The sequence below is a fragment of the Pseudomonas sp. CFBP 5748 genome (genome assembly GCF_053850495.1).
Genome location: NZ_JBSPTN010000001.1, coordinates 999,993 through 1,018,430, shown reverse-complemented (window position 1 = coordinate 1,018,430; position 18,438 = coordinate 999,993). Strand labels below are relative to the sequence as shown.

The 18,438-nt window shown below is 57.9% G+C and carries 12 protein-coding genes and 2 pseudogenes; 8 read left to right on the top strand and 6 right to left on the bottom strand.

Annotation, left to right across the window (positions count from 1 at the left end):
- The 4 genes and pseudogenes from ACWNZ1_RS04640 to ACWNZ1_RS04625 all read left to right on the top strand — a co-directional run.
- A partial coding sequence (locus ACWNZ1_RS04640; protein WP_456027441.1) for a recombinase family protein occupies positions 1–1,434 on the top strand: 1,434 nt, incomplete at its 5' end.
- A pseudogene (locus ACWNZ1_RS04635) lies at positions 1,431–2,337 on the top strand (ParB/RepB/Spo0J family partition protein). The gene ACWNZ1_RS04640 and the pseudogene ACWNZ1_RS04635, both read left to right, overlap by 4 nt.
- Positions 2,337–3,239: a ParB/RepB/Spo0J family partition protein gene (locus ACWNZ1_RS04630; protein ID WP_043042089.1), complete on the top strand. Its 903-nt coding sequence runs from the start codon at positions 2,337–2,339 to the stop codon at positions 3,237–3,239. The pseudogene ACWNZ1_RS04635 and the gene ACWNZ1_RS04630 overlap by 1 nt, the downstream one beginning before the upstream one ends.
- A gap of 520 nt (positions 3,240–3,759) precedes the next feature.
- On the top strand, positions 3,760–3,972 hold the full coding sequence (locus tag ACWNZ1_RS04625) for a hypothetical protein (protein WP_043042088.1): 213 nt from the start codon (positions 3,760–3,762) through the stop codon (positions 3,970–3,972).
- Between the two features lie 132 nt (positions 3,973–4,104).
- On the opposite strand, the gene ACWNZ1_RS04620 is transcribed toward ACWNZ1_RS04625, so the two are convergent.
- From ACWNZ1_RS04620 to ACWNZ1_RS04610, 3 genes are all read right to left on the bottom strand, one after another.
- Positions 4,105–4,353 (bottom strand): hypothetical protein, encoded by a 249-nt coding sequence (locus ACWNZ1_RS04620; protein WP_053121558.1) that lies wholly within the window; start codon positions 4,351–4,353, stop codon positions 4,105–4,107.
- A gap of 254 nt (positions 4,354–4,607) precedes the next feature.
- A complete protein-coding gene (locus ACWNZ1_RS04615; protein WP_408003298.1) occupies positions 4,608–5,225 on the bottom strand; it encodes an RES family NAD+ phosphorylase in 618 nt (205 codons plus the stop codon).
- Positions 5,226–5,307: 82 nt separating this feature from the next.
- Positions 5,308–5,979 (bottom strand): hypothetical protein, encoded by a 672-nt coding sequence (locus tag ACWNZ1_RS04610; protein ID WP_288914029.1) that lies wholly within the window; start codon positions 5,977–5,979, stop codon positions 5,308–5,310.
- A 173-nt stretch (positions 5,980–6,152) separates the two neighbouring features.
- Here ACWNZ1_RS04610 and ACWNZ1_RS04605 point away from each other — a divergent pair, with 173 nt between their 5' ends.
- From ACWNZ1_RS04605 to ACWNZ1_RS04590, 4 genes are read left to right on the top strand one after another with little or no spacing between them, the layout of a single operon-like run.
- Positions 6,153–7,985: an AAA family ATPase gene (locus ACWNZ1_RS04605; protein WP_288914027.1), complete on the top strand. Its 1,833-nt coding sequence runs from the start codon at positions 6,153–6,155 to the stop codon at positions 7,983–7,985.
- Between the two features lie 2 nt (positions 7,986–7,987).
- Positions 7,988–8,632: a 4Fe-4S single cluster domain-containing protein gene (locus ACWNZ1_RS04600; RefSeq protein ID WP_020304148.1), complete on the top strand. Its 645-nt coding sequence runs from the start codon at positions 7,988–7,990 to the stop codon at positions 8,630–8,632.
- 14 nt (positions 8,633–8,646) lie between these two features.
- On the top strand, positions 8,647–14,955 hold the full coding sequence (locus tag ACWNZ1_RS04595; RefSeq protein WP_456027440.1) for an AAA domain-containing protein: 6,309 nt from the start codon (positions 8,647–8,649) through the stop codon (positions 14,953–14,955).
- Positions 14,952–16,310, top strand: a complete 1,359-nt coding sequence (locus tag ACWNZ1_RS04590) for a hypothetical protein (RefSeq protein ID WP_456027439.1) — start codon at positions 14,952–14,954, stop codon at positions 16,308–16,310. Before ACWNZ1_RS04595 ends, ACWNZ1_RS04590 begins: the two co-directional genes overlap by 4 nt.
- Positions 16,311–16,636: 326 nt before the next feature.
- Here the strand turns inward: ACWNZ1_RS04590 and ACWNZ1_RS04585 are convergent, their stop codons facing one another.
- From ACWNZ1_RS04585 to ACWNZ1_RS04575, 3 genes and pseudogenes are all read right to left on the bottom strand, one after another.
- Positions 16,637–17,002, bottom strand: a complete 366-nt coding sequence (locus tag ACWNZ1_RS04585) for a RidA family protein (RefSeq protein ID WP_288914016.1) — start codon at positions 17,000–17,002, stop codon at positions 16,637–16,639.
- Positions 17,003–17,080: 78 nt separating this feature from the next.
- Positions 17,081–17,185: pseudogene (locus ACWNZ1_RS04580) on the bottom strand (transposase domain-containing protein); the annotation flags it as partial.
- On the bottom strand, positions 17,161–18,381 hold the full coding sequence (locus tag ACWNZ1_RS04575; protein WP_456027453.1) for a diguanylate cyclase domain-containing protein: 1,221 nt from the start codon (positions 18,379–18,381) through the stop codon (positions 17,161–17,163). The pseudogene ACWNZ1_RS04580 and the gene ACWNZ1_RS04575, both read right to left, overlap by 25 nt.
- Positions 18,382–18,438 lie beyond the last annotated feature (57 nt).

The window sequence follows — 18,438 nt, the reverse complement described above, 5'->3', positions numbered from 1 at the left end:
CGAGTGAAATCGAGCTGCTGCTTCCGCATAAGTGGCAGCCGGTTTAATCACGCAAGATGTGATGTCCGGACGCATACCGCGCTCAAGCAACTTTTCTATGACGTGGAGAAAGGGTTAGCCGATTATTCGACCGTTCTTGTCTATGACGTCAGCCGCTGGGGTCGCTTTCAAGATCCCGATGTGAGCGCCAGTTACGAGGTGCGCTGCCGCCAGGCTGGAGTATCCGTCCAGTACTGCGCAGAGCAGTTTACTAACGACGGTTCACCTGTATCTAACATTCTCAAAAGCGTGAAGCGCATGATGGCAGGCGAATACAGCCGAGAATTGTCGGTTAAGGTCTTTGCCGGCCAATCCCGGCTCATTGAGCTAGGGTATCGCCAAGGCGGCGCGGCGGGTTTCGGATTGAGGCGGCAGCTGGTCGATGGGCACGGCGCAGCCAAGAACGAACTAGCGATTGGGGAGCATAAAAGCATCCAAACTGACCGTGTCATGTTAGTGCCTGGCCCTCCAGCTGAAATTGAGATTGTGCATCACATTTATCGGCTTTTTGTCGAGGAAGGAAGGAACGAACGCGAAATCGCAAACTGGCTGAACTCTCAAGGTATTCTCAATGATCGAGGCAGATTATGGTCGAGAGGCACGGTGCATCAGGTTCTGATCAATGAAAAGTATGTTGGCAATAACGTGTGGAATCACACCTCATTCAAATTGAAGGAAACACATAAGCAGAACCCGCCTGAGGAGTGGGTCAGAGCGGATGAAGCGTTTCGTCCCATCGTCAGCCTCATCCTATTCAAAGGTGCTCAATCGATCATCCAAACGCGCTCCTATCGCATGCCCGATGAGGAAATGCTGCAGTCACTGAAGGCAATCTATCAACGTATTGGATATCTGTCAGGCCTAGTTATAGACGAGTCAGAAGGATGTCCCTCAAGTAGCGCATATCTCCAAAGGTTTGGGAGCTTGCTTCGGTGCTATTCGCTAATCGGATACTCACCAGCACGCGACTACAAATACATCGAAGCCAACAAACGTCTTAGGCAAATGCACCCGCTGCTCCTTCAAAAAACGACTCAGAAAATTGTCGAAGTGGGTGGTAGCGTTTCGGTAGATCCGAGCACTGACCTCATCTGGGTTAACAAAGAAATATTAATCTCGCTGGTGCTGAGTCGCTGCCAAGTGTTACCGAGTGGCAGCAAGAGGTGGAGCATCCGCTTCGAACATGGTTTGAGCCCCGACTTAACAATCGCGGTTCGCATCAAGGAAGGAGAAGAAGCCGCCTTGGATTACTACATTCTGCCAACAATCGATGTTGGCTTCCCTCGGCTGCGTCTTGCTGAAAGAAATCAGGCCAACCTCGAAATTTACCGGTTCGACACCTTGGATATCCTTTCGGAGCTCTCACGCCGCAGTGATTCTAGGAGGGTTGCATGACTGCTATCGAGACCCATCGCCGAGCCCTAATGCACGTTGCCGAAGAGACGACAATTCAGCTTGTGCCAATTGAGGATATTCGGGTGCTCAATCCACGAGCGCGAAACAAGCAGGTCTTCGCCAGGCTTGTTGAAAACATCTCCGCGTTAGGTCTGAAACGCCCGATTACTGTGGCACCTACCACGAGCGGCACCGAGCCCTATGAAATCGTTTGTGGCCAAGGTCGCTTCGAAGCATTGCAAGCTCTGGGCGAGAGAAAAATTCCGTGCATCGTGGTGAGCGCCAATGAAGCGGTACCTGATCGGGTTGGTTGAAAACCTGGCACGACGAAAACACACCAACCGAGAGCTTTTGATGTCAATCCAGATGCTGTCAGAGCGTGGGTATACCTGCCAGCAGATAGCCGAAAAAACCTGCTTGGATTCAGGCTACATCCAAGGAATTCTAGTGCTACTGCGGCAGGGAGAAGAACGACTAATCGCTGCGGTGGAAAAAGGTTGGTTATCAATAAAATTGGCGGTGGAGATTGCTCGCTCCAAGGATGTCGATCTGCAGCAGGCAATGATCGACGCCTACGAGAGCGGCGTACTCAAAGGCGAACAGTTGATGAGGGTGCGCCGCCTGGTTGATAGACGTAAAACTTTTGGCAAACGATACGGGCAACAAGCGCCTCGCACGGAAAAACCTACGCCTCAGAAGCTACTCAGCGCTTATCAGAACGAAGTCCGACGCCAGAAGGTGATGATTAAAAAGTCAGACATCAACGAACAGCGGCTGCTGATTATCGTCACCGCAATGCGCAAATTGCTCGCCGATGACTACTTCAAGACGCTACTTCGCAACGAAGACATTCCGGATATGCCCAAACCACTCGCTGACCGAATATTTGGGGTGACGCCGTGATGACAGAGGTCAAGCAGGCATTCGAGCATCGAGTCATTGCGGTTCCTTTAGATCGCATACTGCCCTCACGTAGGGTCGATCAACTGATACCAGGCAGTAAAAAGTACGCCAGCATCTTGAGCTCGATTAGGGAATTGGGAGTCGTTGAGCCGTTGGTGGTTCATCCCAAACCCCTCATCGCAGGGGGAGTAGCTTCATACTTGCTTCTGGACGGGCACTTTCGCTTAGAGGCGCTCAAGGCATTGGGGGCCATTGAGGCACTGTGCTTGATCTCCACTGATGATGAAGCCTTCACCTATAACCGCCAGATCAACCGACTGACACCGATTCAAGAGCATAAGATGATCCTATCTGCTCTGAAGAAAGGCATCGGCGCATCTCGAATTGCAGCTGTGCTCGGGATCAATGTTGATCAAGTTCACGATAGAGAAAACTTACTCAAAGGAATAGCGCCTGAAGTGGCGGAGATGCTGAAGGTTCGCATGGTATCGCAGGACGTATTTCGCTCGCTGCGGCAGATGAAACCCATCCGCCAAATCGAAACGGTTGAAATGATGATTTCAGCGAACTGTTTTACTCGAAACTATGCGCGAATGGTCTTGGCAGCATCTCGTCCGGAGATGCTGATTGAGACGAGAAAAAAGCCGAGTGAAGTCAGTGCCGTCGACATTGCACGCATGGAACGGGAGATGGAGAATCTTCAGCATGATTACAAGCAAGTCGAGGACACCCTGGGCGAGACAATGCTGGTTTTGGTTGTGACTAAAGGTTATCTAGTCCGCCTCTTGCGCAACGAAGCCATCGCAGGCTACGTCACTCGTTATTACTCTGAACTGCTGGAGGAGCTGATGTCTATCATGGAAGCGGTGACATCTGACGCCAGGCAGCTTGAACGGGAGTAGCGCTTGCCTGCCACGCTGTTCTCTTTCATGGAGGAGCCACGATGTGGTATGAAATCTGCTCCTTCCCCGACTGTTCAAAATCAATCAAAACCAAATGGCGCTTGAAGCCGCAATCATGGAGCTAACGCAATGGGGTGAGCAGCGCGGAGCATCAGAGATGACCGGCAATTGCACCCGATTAGCGCTGTTGCTTTTGGTGGTAAGACGGCCCTCTACGGCCGGCAGCTATTGGCCGATTCTGTTGGAAAAGTCGGCCTTGGTATCCATGGCAGAAAAGTACGCATCTGAGATTGAAATCCTTACTTTTGGCTAAAGCTTCTGGGTCAGATTTCACGTAGCAGCGTGCAAAAATGGCGTTTTCCCCGGTCAATTTTCCAGGCAGTTTGAACGGAGCGACTTTTTCAACAGAATCGGCCGATTGCTGCCACTGAATCTCAGCAAGTACTTTCTCGGCCTACCGCCCTTTGGTTTCCGTCCCTTCCGCTGCTACGCTCTTGAGTCCTCGATTGGAGTCGAAACAATGCCCACCGAATATTCACTTTCTGATGTGCTCGAGCGGCTGTACCAAAATCAGCTCGCCTTGGAGGCCGCGGTGATGGAGCTTACCTTGAAGGTAGAAGACCAAGGTGCAGCGGAGATTGGTGCCAACGTCCGAGGTGCACTTCACACCATCGGAGAAAATGCCGGACACATCAAGCAGGGCTTGGCTAAGCTGAGAGCCCAGGGTCACTGATTTGACGGCCCATGCGATGGCGAGCTTGGCGACTATCTTTCGCGCAAAGCACAAAGACTGCATGACGAATATGCAGATTTCCCGCGCGCTGCGCGGCGAAATCGTGAAGATACGGGCGCTCTCAACCTCCCATTATGAAAGGTGGCGCACCTTGATAATCCTGCCCGAAGCTACCTTATGCTTGGGCTTGGCCATCCGAATAACCGTGTGCGGACCATCGGCCGTTGTTTCAACGAGCATGCCATTCCTGATTTCCATCACATTGAGTCCGGCCGCCAGCGTATTGATATAGGCCGCCTTAATCGCGCCTTTCGCCATGGCTGGAATTTTCTCTTCCAGCCGGCTCACCAGTTCATCATTTAACATCTGGTTGACGTCCATACCGAGCTCCGCATTTTAGGCCAGCACGGAGCCAGCCATCATGTTATTGCTGCGTGTTCCGGGACAAGCACCGTCCGCTCCTAGAACGCACAGAAGACCTATTTGTTGACCGTCGATGCTACGCAAGCCTGTACGGAAGAATCCATCAATGCCCCCATCAAAGCCCGCCGTCTTCAGCAAGATCTAATGACTGAGGAATGGCAATTCCAGCCCCAGAGAGCGGATTCCAGGGGCCACTGTTCGGTCATTTTGACTCAGCTTTTTCCCGCGATGATAACGACCCCAATCCGCTCTGCCAGATTGAGCACCGTGTCGAACACAGTCGGGTCGCCGGTCAAGCTGCATGACGCCCCCTGCGGATGGAGTGCGCCGTCAGGAATCCGGTCACCGAAGAGCACCACCGCACGTGCCGAATCATCTTGTCGCGACACCCAAGACAGCCCTTGGGCATCTGGACACTGACGGTGGATTGCCTCGGCCCATTTGCGCGTCGCAGGATATTGATCTTTCTCAGTGTCGATCAATTGTTTGCGCGTGATGCCTAGTTTCCGCAGTGGCACGCTGGACAGATCAACCAGGTGCAGCGGTTGGCTAACCTGGACGGCAGAATGCACCTGTCCAGTCAGCTTGCCTTTGTCGAAGCTCTTAAACCCAGCCGTATGGGGAACGTCGTGGAAGACGGTCTCCATCAAGGCGCAATCGACTGTCGTGCCTCCATACAAGGTGGGAATCGCCCGCCCCTGATCATCCTGGATCGGGCTGAAGCGTGCGTTGCCGTGCATTCCAGGATTGAATTGATCAGGCTGATACTTATCCTGGTGCACACGGTGAAGCACATCGCCTTTGGCGATCACGGTAAAAGTGACGTGCAACGTGGCCCCAGACACTGGGGTAACGGACGCCGCCAAATCCCCGGGAGGCGTCGCCCTACCCTCACTGGACTCGGTACGCTGCTTAGCCATGGACAACGCCCTGGATTTCATCCTGTGCGGCAGCAATCACCCGATCAGGCGCCGATGCCAAGAGATCCTGAGGCCTTTTGCCGCCCAGAAAGCTGTTATCTGAGCGGAACCAGTAAGCCATGCCCCAGCCGTCCTTGTGGCCACCGAAAGCCTCGATGACTTTGGCTAACGCCTTGAACGGCCGATAGCCCGCGTCCGGATCCAAGCCGTAACCCGGGAAATAGTCGACCCCTCCATGATTGATAGCGAAGATCTGACCTTGCTTTTTCCACTTGTTGGGCTGGGCACTCGGGTTTCGGGTACTCAACTGGGCCACCTGCGCGATATCTGCGGAGGTCAACCAGTCACCGCTCTCCAGCACTGCTTTGCGGGCTTGTACCAGCATCGCCGCTTCCTTGAGCAGGCGAGGCGAAGGCGGCTTACGCGTCACAAACGCCTCGGCCAGGCGCTCCAGTGCCTTCGGGTCCTGACGCTCCTGTAGCACCTCATACATCGAGGAGGCCACATGGGCAAAGTTTTCCGCCAACGCCTCAAATACGCTGAGGTTGACCTGATCAAAAGACACGACCAGTACTCGGTCCGCATGCGAGCGGCTTAAGCTCGCCCGAGCCTCCTTAGGCGTACCGACCAAGGTGGAGACGCCCGACTGCTCTGTAACGCTCATGGAAATCTCCTCGTCAGTTATCTGCACTATCCAATTCTAGCATATCTTAGATAACCCTAGCTCTGACCTAACAATAAGCACGCTCTCAAAACAACTTTTCGTAGCAGCGCACTGGCAAATGCGCGCATTGAGCAATACCCTGCCCGTACCGACCCAACGTTACGAGCTGAAACATGTCAGGGATTGCCATATTTGAAAGCCCACGTTGGCTACGAGATCTTCTGCGCTTCTTGCCGCTGAAGAGCCAATTCGTCCTGTCCGGCAACATCCGCGACCTGCAGGCCAGTGAAGTGACGCCCGGCACGGTGACCGCGCAGAGCTTCAACCAAACCCTCTGTAATGCCCTACTCGATGCCGGCTACACCCAGGTCATCGCCTGGGATCCCGTGTCCGGTTTCCGAGCAATCGACAAACCCGGCTCCGCCCCTGAAGCCGGCCAGACGTTGCTTCAGGAACTGGGCCTGACTCCAGTAAATGGCGCAGCACCCGCAGGTATCGATCTGCTGGGCGCCACCCTGTCACGGCTGGTGGGTCGTGCTGGCGAACCTATCGCGTTGATCATCGATTTTGCCTCACGCCTGGTGGTTCGCAACGACTCCCTCAGCGCCGCTGAACACCAGCTCTTCACCCAGGCCCTGGTGCAATCCCATCAGGCTCGCAGCCGTCCGGCCACGGAGCTGCGCAAACCGTTCTTCAATACCCTTCTCTGGCTGGTGGAAAAAGAAGGCGACTTGCCCGACTGGTTGCTGGTCGACAACCCGCGCCTGCGCCACATTCCCGTGTCCAAACCCGATCAATTGTCCCGCCGTGCATTGGCACCGGCGTTGCTCAAAGGGCTCAGTGGCAGCCAGGGCGCCAGCGAAGTGGTCATGCATCAGGCTGTGGAAGCCTTCGTTCAGAACACCGAGGGATTGCTGCTGCTCGATCTCAGCGCCATTGCGCAACTGGCGCGGGTCGAGGGTGTAGCCATGGAGCAGATTGCCGATGCGGTGCGCCGCTACAAGATCGGTGTCACTGAGGATCCGTGGTTGAAGATCGACCGTCAGCGTATCCGGCATGCGGACGCGCTCGTCCACCAGCGGGTCAAAGGCCAGGAGCATGCGGTGACGCACATGCTCGACATCGTCAAGCGTGCGATGACAGGCGTCGGTGCCAGTCGCAAGGGCAACCGGCCTCGGGGTGTAGCCTTTCTCGCGGGGCCGACCGGCGTGGGCAAGACCGAACTTGCCAAAACGATTACCAGCCTGCTGTTCGGCGACGAAAGTGCATACATCCGTTTCGACATGTCGGAATTCAGCGCCGAACATGCCGATCAACGCCTTATCGGCGCACCGCCCGGCTACGTCGGCTATGACGTCGGCGGTGAGCTGACCAATGCTATCCGCGAGAAGCCGTTCAGTGTGGTGTTATTCGATGAAATCGAAAAAGCCCACCCACGGATTCTCGACAAGTTCCTGCAAATCCTCGACGACGGAGTGTTGACTTCAGGCCGCGGTGATCGGGTGTACTTTTCGGAGGCCCTGATCGTGTTCACGTCCAACCTGGGGATCTATCGCCAGGGCGACAATGGCGAACGCGTTGCCAACGTCTTGCCGGGCGAAGCCTTCGAGCAAGTCCAGGACAAGGTACACAGTGAGATCGACCGGTATTTCAAGCTCGTGCTCAACCGGCCGGAAATCCTCAATCGAATCGGCGAGAACATCATCGTCTTCGACTTCATTCGCGAAGGCGTTGCAGTGCAGATCTTCGAACAGATGGTCAACGCCACCTTCGACGACCTGCAGGGACAGAACCTGTTTATCGAATTGGCCCCCCAGGCACGCCAGACACTGCACAACCTCTGTCTGCAGGACCTATCCAACGGTGGCCGGGGCATCCGCAACCAGTTAGAGGCACGCCTGCTCAATCCCCTGTCGCGGGCACTGTTCGATCAGGACGCGCAACCGGGCGAGCACTTCACGATCACCGAGTTGGACATCACCGGACTGAAGATGGAACGTCGCTGAACATGGACCTTAGCCTGTCGCGGATGCATTTTCCGGTCACAACCCTCGGCCCGGGGCGGCGTATTGGTATCTGGTTCCAGGGTTGCAGCATCCGCTGTCCAGGCTGCATTTCTGCCGATACCTGGGGGCCCGGGCACCGACGATTGTCGCTTGAGCAACTGATTGAACAGATAACCCCCTGGCTGCACGAGGCCGAAGGAATCACCATTTCCGGAGGGGAACCGTTCGACCAGCTCGACGCCCTGCGATCGCTGCTCGAAGGCCTACGTCGACTCAGCGAGCTCGACATCCTGGTCTACAGTGGCTACTCCCTGGAGCAACTCGACGAGCCATTGCTACAGACCAAGGGCTTGATAGATGCCTTGATCAGCGATCCCTATATCGCAGCACTCAGTCAGACCATGGCCTTGCGCGGCAGCGATAACCAACGCCTGAGCCTGCTCACGCCACTGGGCCGGGCACGCCTGGGTCAGTACGAACGCCTGCTCGAACCCACCGACAAGGCGCTCGACTTGATGTTTGACGAAAATGGCAGCGTCTGGATGGCCGGCATCCCACGACGTGACGACCTATTGCGCTTACGCGATCTGCTGCATGAACAAGGCCATCATTTACAGATCAGCGCACACGCGTCGCGACGCCGCTGAGTGGAGCACACCCCATGATACGTTTCTGCCCCAACTGCAAAACCGAACGCGCCCTCCAGGAAATGTTCTGCGAAGGGCTCATTCAGGAACAACCCTGCGGCTGGGACCTCGCTGGCGAACCCATTCGTACCGCCGGCTGGCGGCCGCAAGCCGTCTTCACTGAGGAAACCCTCCCGCCAGTCAGTCCGGCTCAGGGGAGTGTCCCTGACCTGCTCTGCGAAAACGGTCACCCGATGGTCGATGGCGACCTGATTTGCCTTGAATGTGGCAGCTCACTTGCGCAAGCAACGTCCTACGACGCCCAACCAGACAGCAGCGAACCAGAAGGCATCGCCCAGACCCTGATCGATGGTTGGCGGCTGATTCGTCAGATCAGCAGTACCGACGGCGTGCGAGAACGATACCTCGCCAAGCACGAGGAAACCGCGCAACAAGCGGTCCTGACCCTGTATCGACCCGGCGCCGAACCGGACCCGGCGATCTATGATGTGATCCGTCGACTGCCACGCGAGCACGTCCCCGAAATCATTGCCACCGGCCGCTGGGATGACCGTGCCTATGAGGTCATTGAAGAACTCACCGGTGGGACCCTGGCAGAACTTGGGAGCGTGATCCGCGACAGCGACAGCGTGCACCATGTGGTCAACGAACTGGGCCTGGCGCTGCATGCTTTCAACGAGGCTGGCCTGCGCCATCGTGACCTGCGCCCAGCCAGCCTGCTGGTACGTTCCCGCGAACCGCTGGACCTGGTCATCAGCGGCTTCGGCTCGGCACGCCTGTCCGAGTTCGACCTGGACATCGTGTCGCCACTGGAAACCAGCCGCTACATGGCGCCCGAAGCCATCGCAGGCGGCGTTGCAGCTGCCTCGGACTGGTGGAGCCTGGGCATGATCCTGCTCGAGCAACTGACCCAGGGCGCCTGCTTCGACGGCATCAATGCCAATGCATTTCTTATTCACGTGCTGGCCAACGGAGTACCGATCCCCGACGACCTCGACCCGCGCCTGCACCTGCTGCTGCGAGGTCTGTTGGCACGCGACCGTCATCAGCGCTGGCAATGGCCGCAGGTCGAAGACTGGCTCAACGGTATTACGGTCGAGGCTCCGGCCTCTTCCGTCCAGCAAACGGACGAAGGTGAAGGCGCGACCCTGCTGCTGGGCGAGCGCCGCTTCCACAAGCCCGGCGTATTCGCCCTGGCGGCAGCCCAGGCGGATAACTGGCAACAGGCCCTGGACCATTTGCTGCGCGGTGTGATCGTGACGTGGGCCGAGCAGGTCGGTCTCGCCCCTTCTCTGGTCGCCGGCTTGCGCCAGGTCGTTCAGCACGAAGGGATTGAGGACGACTTCCGTCTCATGCTGGCTCTGAGAATCCTCAATCCGGAAATCCCGTTGATTCATCGTGGCGACATCGTCACGCCAGGATGGCTACTGGAGCACCCACTGGAAGGCTATCGCCTGATCAGTGGGTCGGTCCCGGACCTGCTTGAGCAATTGCAGACCGACAACTGGTTGTCGCGTCTCAAATCCCGCGCCGAAAACGTACGTCAGCGTGCCCTGCACCAACACATCGAGTTGGTCGAAGAGCAACTGCGGATATTCCTGCTATCGACCTCGCGAGCGAAGCTGTCCACGCAATGGCAAGAGCGCCAACGCCTGTTTCCAGACACCGACCATCCGGGACTGACCTCACTGTCGGAGCGCCGGGTGATCGCCGAAGAAGATCTGATCGTGCTGCTCAGCGCAGCGCTCAGTCAGTTTCGTTCGGGGGCCTCGATTGTAGAGACCGCCGCCGAGCTGGCCAGGGCCGCCGATGTCGGCTGGTTCGACGCGGACGCAGCGGCCCAACTGCTGTTGCATTCACGACTTGAGCTGTACCGCAGTGTCGATGAGCGCATCCAAGGCTTTGCCCGGTGTGGCGTGCCGGCAGTGGACGAGTGGGCCGAGCAGTTCCGCCTGGAGCGACGTATGCCGTTGGCCCAGGCACTGGTCTTGCTCGCCATTCCGTCCAGTCATTGGCTGGAACCACAGAAACAGCAGTACGTCTCACAGATCCTCGACTTCTTCGAGAAGAAGGTGGTGACCGCAGTGATGCGCGGACCACTGGTGCGTATGAGCATCGGCAAGACCACCGCACGGGTCGACATCAATGAACTGAACAGCGAGCGCAGTCCGGCCGCGGCTTTGCTCGATCACTTGCTGCAACGTAATGCCCGGGCAGTGAACCTCGACCCAGAGTGTTTTCAGCTCAACGGCCAGTTGGAATCGCGCCTGCATGCCCTATACCGGCAAAGCGCGCTGTACAAACGCGACACCGGCATCGACGGCCTGTACTTGGGCTTCCCGTTCCTGCTCAATCGCGATCCTCGCGGCACCACGCGTACGCGGATCATCCCGCTCCTACTGTGGCCCGTGAAACTGCTGCTGGAGCTGGGTTCTCGTGGTCACGCCGCCTTGGCGTTCGACAGTGAGCGTGAGGAAGTGCGGCTCAACCCCGCGTTGGAAAGCGTGCTCGGCGCCGAAACCTGCAAACGTTGGCGCAAGACCGTCGATGAATTGCTGGGCCGCTCGTCAATTCGTGCGACGGATGTGATGGACGCCTTCGGCATGCTCGCCACCATTCGCTCGCGCGCCCTTGGCAACCTGCCCACCAGCAGCGTGGAGATTGCGCCCTACCAAGACGAACTGGACTGCGCGGCGGTGCTGTTTCACGTGACCTTCATGGGACAAGCCATCGGTGAAGACCTGCGCCAACTGAAAACCCTGTCGCCCGCCGGTACCGGCCTGGAAACGGCATTGCGTCTCAAGACCGCCGCCGAAACCGCGCACGAGGCACCGCCAGGCGAGCTGCAACGCTACTTCACCGTGGCCAGCGATCCCTCCCAGGAAGCGGCCGTGATCCAGGCCCGACAAAGCCCGGGACTGCTGGTCGAGGGACCACCCGGAACCGGCAAGAGCCAGACCATCGTCAACATGGTCGCCGACGCCATCGGCCGCCAGCGCAGCTTGCTTATCGTCTGTCAGAAGCATGCGGCGCTGGAGGTCGTGTACAAACGCCTGGTCGCCGAAGGCCTCGGCCAACGCATCGTCATGCTCAATGACGTGAACCGAGACCGCGAGCCCGTCATCCGCAGTATTCGCGAACAACTGGAAAGCCTGTTCACGAACGGCAGCCAGGCGCAGGGTTGGCAGCGCCAGCGCGAACAGGTCGCGGCCCGCATCGAAGCCCTGGAGGGAGAGCTCGACCGCTTCCACCAGAGCCTGCATCGCCTGGATGAAAATACCGGCCTCAGCTATCGCAGGCTGCTCGGCGAGTTGATTGAATTGGAATCCGGCCCGGCCCCGCTCGAGTTTCCGGCCCTGCGCCAACGCCTCGCCTCCCTGGACCTCGCTAGCCTGATCCGTTTGGAGGAAAGCTGCGCCCCTCTGATTCGCCTGTGGTTGCCCGCACGCTACGAAGGCAGTCCATTGGCCCAGTTACAGTCGTTCGCCGCCGACCGGGCGACTTTGCAGGCTTTCACCGACAATCTGCACAGTTTCACCCAAGCCGAACACAACCGTCAGGCCACGCTGCAAGCACACCCTGCCAGCTTCGAAATCGACGACCCGGCGCCGTACCGTAACTGGATAGCGGCCCATGTCGCTGCCCTGCTCGGCCTGAAGCAAGAGCAACGTCTGCGCCTTGCGCGGTGGCTACCGCTTTTCCGCAGCCGCGAAGCGGGCCAACCCCCACGGGGAGAGTCGATTCTCCGCGAACTGCAGCAACTGGATCAGCAACTCGGCCAGCTGGATCAGGACCACTATGCCCCCACCTTGTCACCGGCCCTCTGTCTGCTCGAAAACAAGGCCCTCAGGCATCTGGATCAAGACTGTACCAAGGTTAGGGCTACCCGGTCCTGGCTGGCAAACATCAATCCGCTGCATCTGCTGCGGCGCAAGCGACTGCGCAACTTCCTTCAGGGCCAGGGGGAAAGCCGTGTTATTGAAGCACTACCAACCCTGCAGGCAGCCATCCGCCTTGAAAACCAGTGGCGGCCATTGCGCGCCGAGCTGAGCACCCTGCACCAGGCGTTAGAACTGGAAGCTGTAAGTAGGCAAGCCTGCCTGGAATTAATCAGCTTCGTGAAGAGCGACATCCGCCACCTCCTGGAAATCCAGGCGCTGGCCGTGGCATTGGCGCAATCGCCTCGCGCTCGGCAGGCCGACGAGGCCGCCCTCGCCGGCGACAAACAACATCTCGAGGCGCTGCTCAGCGATCTCGATGCTTCGCTGATGCGCCATGGCGTTCGCCAATCCAGCCTCGAGCAACTCAAGATACTCGGCGACTGGCTGGGCGAAGAACTGGTGCAGCAGCTGCAGCACGCCATCGAGCACAATCTGAGCAATCAACTGTCTCTTGATCGGCTGCATGAAGCGCTGCCCTTCCTGGCCGCCTACCAGGCATTCCGCGGGCGCGCCGCTCAGTTGACGGCAGCCGACCAGGAGCTGCTCGCATTGCTGCGCCAACGCCAGGAACAGTTGGACAACATTGCGCCCGAGCAGCTTGAAGCCGCGGTGCGGCGCCTGCTCAACCGCGAAGCTCGACTGGGTTGGAAACACCGCGTCGAGCAAACCAATCCCGAACTGCTGTTCAGCCAGGACGAAGCCCGTGCCAAAGTCGCCAGCCTCGCGCAAGCCGATGCGCAGATGCGGCTGCTCAATCGCGAGCTGCTGGCCAAAGCCATCAACCTTGATCACCTGGGTAATCGCAAACAATGGGAGGATGTCACTCGTCTGACTGGCAAACGCTCACGACGCCTGCGCGAACTCATTGAACTGGGCAGTCACTTAGGCCTGATGAGCCTACGCCCGGTGTGGTTGATGAACCCGGACGTCGCCAGCCGTGTGCTGCCGCTCAAGGCAGGCCTGTTCGATACCGTCATCTACGACGAAGCTTCGCAGATGCCGGTTGAGTTCGCCTTGCCGACCCTGTTCCGCGGTCAGGTCACTGTCGTCAGCGGCGATGAGAAGCAAATGCCGCCGACGGCATTCTTTTCCAGTCGCATCGAAAGCGACGAAGCCGAAGTGTTTGACGGCGACGAACCTGATGAAGACGCGGATGAGGAACAGCGCGAAGCGTTCGAAGACACTTGGAACCGTCGTGAGATCAAGGATTGCCCCGACCTGCTGCAGATGGCGCGCAACGCCCTGCCCAGCACCACATTGCAGATACACTATCGTTCGGCCTACCGTGAACTGATCGGCTTTTCCAACGCTTCGTTCTATGGCAATCGCCTGAACGTTCCGGTCCGTCACCCGCAAGCGAGCATCCAGCGCATCAAGCCGCTGGAGCTGATCCAGGTCGGTGGGTTGTATCAAAACCAGAGCAACGTCCAGGAAGCCGAACGGGTCGTCGAATACCTGAACGAATTGTGGCAGGAGCCTTACGACCAGCGCCCCTCGGTGGGTGTCGTCACCTTCAACCGCAAGCAGGCCGACCTCATCGAGGAGCACTTGGAGCAGCGTGCAGAGCAGGATGAACTGTTCCGCGCGGCCTACGCCCAGGAGCGCGAGCGCAGCGAAGACGGCGAGGACATGTCGGTGTTCGTCAAGAACGTGGAGAACGTGCAGGGGGATGAACGCGATATCATCGTCTTCTCCTCCACCTTCGGTCGCAACAGCCAAGGCACATTCCGCCGTAGCTTCGGCGTACTGGGGCAGACGGGGGGCGAACGACGCCTGAACGTGGCAGTGACCCGCGCGCGACGCAAGGTAGTGATGATCACATCGATGCCGATCGCCGATATCTCCGACATGCTCAACACGCACCGTGCCCCCAACAGCCCGCGAGACTATCTGCAAGGCTATCTGGAATATGCTCGCGCTCTCTCCTCGGGCGAGTTCAGCAACAGCACCAAGTTGCTGGAGCGCCTGCAGACCGACCGCAGCAGCCAGCATCGTGAGCAAGGTCAGCAAAGTGATGGCTTTGTCAGGCTGGTCGGTGAATTCATTCATTCCCTGGGATGGCAGGCCGCTCCCGCCAGTGAAGGCGACGCTTTCGGTCTCGACTTCGCCATCGAGAATCCAGGCACGGGCCTGTACGCAATCGGCATCGAGTGCGATGCGCCTTGCCATAATCTGTTGGAACGTGCCCGCGCCCGGGAAATTTGGCGCCCATCCGTGCTGCACCGCGCCATCCCGCACATCCATCGTGTGTCGTCGCAAGCCTGGTATCACAGCGGCGACAGCGAACGCTCACGGCTGCGTGAAGCAATCGAACACGCCATGCAAGCCGAGCAGCCGCTGCAACCCAGCCCTACTTCAGTTGATACGGAAATCTGCCAATGAGTGGTCCCAAGGTCGTTCGCATTGTTACCCGCGAAGAAATCATCGCCATTTGTGAAGGCCACCTGCAACGCCTGGAACGCGCCGTGGACCGCTGGCAGACACAGGCCACAAGGCTTGGCGAGCTCAGTGAACAGGAGCGCTCCGCCTTCTTGGAGCGACACACTCGCCTTCGCGCTCTGCTGGCAGAAGACCGATTGGCAGAACTGCAGAAGGCCGTTCCAGTGGAGATCGAGCACCTGCGCCGTGACTTGGAGGACCGCGAAGAACGCGCGATCATTCGCGCTGCCGAGCGACGCCAACGCGACCGACGCGTCCAGGAAAACGCAAAAAACCTGCTTGACGCTTTGCAAGCCAACCCCGAAAGCGTCGATCAGGCCTTGCTGGAGTCTCTCTCACAAATGGCCAGCGGTGCCAGTCGGGAAGATGCCGAACGCCTGCTGGCCGAGGGTTTCGCCCACTTGAGCAAGGCAAACGAGGAGCCAACCCTGAGCGATACCCAACGCGCCCTGGCGCAGCAACTCAAGGTCGACGAACCCGAGGTTTCCCTGCGCGAATGGATTGCGGCCCGGGAACCGGATGCAACGCGCGATGTACGGTTGCTACGCATTGACCGCCACATCGTCGAGCTGCAACTGCTGCAAGGCGCTGAGCGTGCCGCGCCGTTCCTCCTGGCGTTGGAAAGCGCTGAAACGGAAACCGATGCCAAGCGACGCAACCTGCTGCTCGACAGCCTGGTACTCGACCTCGCTGCGTCCACCCGAAACTTCCAGACACAGCGTGAATGTCTCGAACAATTGCAGGACCTGGCCAGTGAAATCGAAACCTACACGGGCATCGAACACGCGACGTTGCTCGGTCATATTGGCGCTTGTACAACCGACACCGAGCTCTCGGTAATGACCGGACTGATCGAGCAGTGTAAAACGCTTATCGCTTCCCACTTACAGGACCAGACCGCCCTCGCCCGCCGCGAAGCCGTGCTCGGCGGGTTGGCCAGCCTCGGCTACGAAGTGCGCGAAGGCATGGCGACTGCCTGGGCAGAAACCGGCAAGGTCGTGCTGCGCAAGGCCGCTACCCCCGGCTACGGAGTGGAAGTGGGTGGAAAAGCCGATAATGGCCGCATGCAGGTTCGCGCCATAGCCCTCAGCAGCGATCGCGACAAAGCTCGGGATCGCGACATTGAAACCATCTGGTGCGGCGAATTCCAGCGGCTGCAGACCTTATTGAAAAACAAGGGCAGCGAGTTACTCATCGAGCGTGCGCTTTCGGTAGGTGAAGTCCCACTTAAAGAAACGAATATTTCCGAGCCGAGCGTAGAAACAATCGCTGGTCAGCAAAAGACACTTCATAAATGAACCGCTAACGCCATCCCGCCGCAAGCTGTTGCCAATGGTCTGCGGTCTGGGACTTAGAATTGCGCCGCTATGGCGACACATAACAGTGAGAACGCGAGCCAGCCTGGAATGAACGGCGTGCTCAGTTCCGGCCACACCAACCGCAAGTGATCGATGGATGGGGACTTCTTACCGCTATCGAACTTTCATCGACTATCCTCCGCCAGCTTTAACTGGCGCACTAAGCGTCCGGGGCATTACCTGGTCGGACGCTCAACGGTGTGAAGTCAAAGGATTGGCACGGTGCAATCATGATCCAGTGCGCGGTGGCAGGGGGCAGAATTGCGTCACTGCTTTCGTATAGCAGTTACTGTGATCTCAATCAGAACACGCCCTTCCAAATCTACACCCAAGCAAGCACGCTGAGGCCAGTTTTGCGGGTTAGCACCGAGCCAGTCACACCACACTTCGTCCATCACGGGCTTATCTGCCATTCTTGCGATGTAAACTTGCGCACTGACAATGCTTTGCTTGTCTGACCCGAGTTCCTTGAGATTTTTTTCGATGATTTCGATCGTCTGACGAGTCTGGTCAGCAATATTTTGCGAGATGTCCGTGGCGGTGGCTACAGTCCAGACTAAATCTTTGTATGCACTAGATCGGTTCCTACCTTGATAAGCGCCGCGAACTCTAGTGATTTCACTTGTAGTCATGCTCGCTCCTTATTTATGAATTTTCTTGATTTACGTGTTTCAACAAATCGTATGCGTCCGGCCATCATGCCTGCGTGATCAAACCTGATGCCATTTATGCGCCAGCAGCTGATCGATCTCACTCACCCGCTGCGTAGGCTGGCGCGTCAACACATCCTTCAGGTAGGTATATGGATCGTGCCCTCGCTGGCCAGGTCGCAATCCATTTCCGGCACGTAAAGATAATAGTTGTTCTTACCGCTGCCCTTGGCCTGATACATGGCCATATCAGCGTTGCGTACAAGGCTTACAGTGTCTGTTGCATGGTCGGGGCACAAGCTGATACCCAGGCTTGCGCCGATGTTTACCTGATGATCGTCGACGCAAAAAGAGCAGGACAACGCGCGGACAATGTTGAAAGCGACACGGGCGGCCTGATCGGCGTAGACACCATGCTCCAGAATGACTGCAAATTCATCACCGCCGATTCTGCAAATCACGTCATTGCTGCGCAATGTATCGCGCAATCGTTCGGCGACAAGGATCAGCAGCTTATCCCCGGCCTCATGGCCGAGGGTGTCATTGACGATCTTGAAATCGTCCAGATCGATGAAGAGAACCGCGCAGGATGTCCCGTAGCGCATCACCTCGGACACCGCGGTCTCGAGTTTTTCCTTGAAGTAGTGCCGATTGTGCAGACCAGTCACAGGATCGTAGTAGGCCAGTTTGTTGAGCTGCTGCTCAGCCAACCGCCGCTGTTGCAATTCGGCGCAGGTGCGCGCGTCGTGCCATTCAAGCTGTGCCATTAGGTCATTGAAACTCCTGGCAAGGCGCCCGACTTCGTCGGATCCATACAGAGTTGCCCTCAGGCTGAAATCCTGCTTGGCGCGGACCTGCTCGGTAAGGTCTACCAGGCTCATCAACGGTTGCACGATGCTAGACGCCATTCGACGGGCGAGCACCAGGGAAAAGAACAATGCCAGGGCCGCGGCGTGCAATCCAAATGCGCTCTGCCACGCCAGGCGGTAATACACGGACGCGAGGCTTGCCTGCACCACAACGCTGCCGATCCGCTCGCCATGGAGCACGACCGGTTGGCGGACGAGCAACACGCTCCGACCGATACCTTCGGCCACTGCCCGAGCCTCCATGGCGTCACTGCCCTCGCGTTGGTAATTGGCCAGTTCCTGGCCATCGGGCAGCAGGAACGCGGCCCAAGTGATGTCCGGGATGTGCTTCAGGGATGCAAGCGTTTCCTGGGCCTCATGGATGTCACGAAACATGATCGCCGCAGCACCATTGCTACCAATCACCATCGCATGAGCCCTTACACCCTCAGCCAATGCGTTGCGCTGCACGATCAATTGATAGACCAGCAGCGCGATAAGCAGGATTGCCATGACCGCAGCGGTCAATAAAAACCCGGTATGGGTGAGTTTGTCGCGCAGTGGCCGATC

Coding starts and splice junctions, on each gene's coding strand:
- ACWNZ1_RS04595 (WP_456027440.1), top strand. CDS start 8,647: ATGATACGTTTCTGCCCCAACTGCAAAACCGAACGCGCCCTCCAGGAA.
- ACWNZ1_RS04610 (WP_288914029.1), bottom strand. CDS start 5,979: ATGAGCGTTACAGAGCAGTCGGGCGTCTCCACCTTGGTCGGTACGCCT.
- ACWNZ1_RS04575 (WP_456027453.1), bottom strand. CDS start 18,381: ATGGCAATCCTGCTTATCGCGCTGCTGGTCTATCAATTGATCGTGCAG.
- ACWNZ1_RS04590 (WP_456027439.1), top strand. CDS start 14,952: ATGAGTGGTCCCAAGGTCGTTCGCATTGTTACCCGCGAAGAAATCATC.
- ACWNZ1_RS04625 (WP_043042088.1), top strand. CDS start 3,760: ATGCCCACCGAATATTCACTTTCTGATGTGCTCGAGCGGCTGTACCAA.
- ACWNZ1_RS04605 (WP_288914027.1), top strand. CDS start 6,153: ATGTCAGGGATTGCCATATTTGAAAGCCCACGTTGGCTACGAGATCTT.
- ACWNZ1_RS04600 (WP_020304148.1), top strand. CDS start 7,988: ATGGACCTTAGCCTGTCGCGGATGCATTTTCCGGTCACAACCCTCGGC.
- ACWNZ1_RS04585 (WP_288914016.1), bottom strand. CDS start 17,002: ATGACTACAAGTGAAATCACTAGAGTTCGCGGCGCTTATCAAGGTAGG.
- ACWNZ1_RS04630 (WP_043042089.1), top strand. CDS start 2,337: ATGACAGAGGTCAAGCAGGCATTCGAGCATCGAGTCATTGCGGTTCCT.
- ACWNZ1_RS04620 (WP_053121558.1), bottom strand. CDS start 4,353: ATGGACGTCAACCAGATGTTAAATGATGAACTGGTGAGCCGGCTGGAA.